This is a genomic window from Pseudomonas sp. NY15372 (genome assembly GCF_048068215.1).
Lineage (GTDB): Bacteria > Pseudomonadota > Gammaproteobacteria > Pseudomonadales > Pseudomonadaceae > Aquipseudomonas > Aquipseudomonas guariconensis_A.
Map to the genome: position 1 here is coordinate 1 of NZ_JBLUPY010000076.1, position 1,855 is coordinate 1,855.

1 protein-coding gene is annotated in these 1,855 nt (G+C 61.3%); it reads right to left on the reverse strand.

All coding sequences use genetic code 11. The features are described 5' to 3' along the window. Positions 1-1,855 (reverse strand): beta strand repeat-containing protein (locus tag ACNFG0_RS22800; protein WP_416766519.1); only part of this gene is annotated, 1,855 nt, incomplete at both ends.

Here is a 1,855-nt window from a genome sequence, read left to right on the forward strand (position 1 = left end):
GGTGTGCTGCTCGGTGGCGGTTTCGAGGTTGCTGTCACCCACGGCAGTCGGCAGGTCGTCGATGATGTTCACATCGAGGTTGCCGGTGGCCGTGCTGCCGTCGGTGTCGGTGGCCGTTACCGTGAAGCTTTCGCTCAGGCTGTTGGCCTCATTGGCGTTCGGGTGGGCTTCGTTGTCGGTCAGCGTGTAGCTGTAGCTCACTACGCCAGTGCTGGCGTTGTAGCCCGTAATGGTGAGGGTGTTGCCCAGTCCAGTCGTGACCGATTGCGGGAAGCCCGCGACCACGCCGCCGCTGACGACAGTGATGCCGCCCACGGTCAGGGTTTGCAGGCCATCCAGCGCCGTGACGGTAAAGGTACCGGTCTGGGTCAAGGCTGGGGTGTCCGGTGCACTGCCTTCGCCCAGGTTTTTCTCATAGACGGTCAGCTCACCGCCTTGTACGCCCAGACCATCCAGAGTGACCGGATCGTTGAGGTTGGTGACGTTCAGCTCCAACACTGCAGTGCGTACATCGCCGTCGGCATCGGTCAGCGTATAGGTGAATTGCTCTATACCGCTGCCACCGCCGTGCAGGTTGAAGAAGTCCGGGTCGCTGGTGTTGAGTGTGTAGGTGTACGCGCCATTGGCCGAAAGCACCAGGGTGCCGTAGGTGCCCACGAAGGTGCCGGCGGTGATCGGGCCGGAAGGTACTCGGTCGGCGCCTTGGATATCGTTGCTCAGCACATTGCCGGTCAGCGTGGTGTGCTGCTCGGTAGCGGTTTCGAGGTTGCTGTCACCCACGGCAGTCGGCAGGTCGTCGATGATGTTCACATCGAGGTTGCCGGTGGCTGTGCTGCCATCGGTGTCGGTGGCCGTTACCGTGAAGCTTTCGCTCAGGCTATTGGCTTCGTTGGCATTTGGATGGGCTTCGTTGTCAGTCAGCGTGTAGCTGTAGCTCACTACGCCAGTGCTGGCGTTGTAGCCCGTAATGGTGAGGGTGTTGCCCAGTCCCGTCGTGACCGACTGCGGGAAGCCCGCGACCACGCCACCACTGACGACAGTGATGCCGCCCACGGTCAGGGTTTGCAGACCATCCAGCGCCGTGACGGTAAAGGTACCGGTCTGGGTCAAGGCTGGGGTGTCCGGTGCACTGCCTTCGCCCAGGTTTTTCTCATAGACGGTCAGCTCACCGCCTTGTACACCCAGACCGTCCAGAGTGACCGGATCGTTGAGGTTGGTGACGTTCAGCTCCAACACTGCAGTGCGTACATCGCCATCGGCATCGGTCAGCGTATAGGTGAACTGCTCTATGCCACTGCCGCCGCCGTGCAGATTGAAGAAGTCGGGGTCGCTGGTGTTGAGCGTGTAGGTGTAGGAACCATTGGCCGACAGCACCAGGGTGCCGTAGGTGCCCACAAAGGTGCCGGCGGTGATCGGGCCACTCGGGACGCGGTCGGCGCCCTGGGTATCGTTGCTCAGCACATTGCCGGTGAGCGTAGTGTGCTGCTCGGTAGCGGTTTCGAGGTTGCTGTCACCTACGGCAGTCGGCAGGTCGTCGATGATGTTCACATCGATGTTGCCGGTGGCTGTGCTGCCATCGGTATCGGTAGCCGTGACCGTGAAGCTTTCGCTCAGGCTATTGGCTTCGTTGGCATTTGGATGGGCTTCGTTGTCAGTCAGCGTGTAGCTGTAGCTCACCACACCAGTGCTGGCGTTGTAACCGGTGATGGTGAGGGTGTTTCCGAGTCCCGTCGTGACCGACTGTGGGAAGCCCGCGACCACGCCGCCGCTGACGACGGTAATGCCACCTACGGTCAGGGTTTGCAAGCCATCCAGGGAGGTGACTGTGAAGGAACCCGTCTGAGTCAGCGCCCCA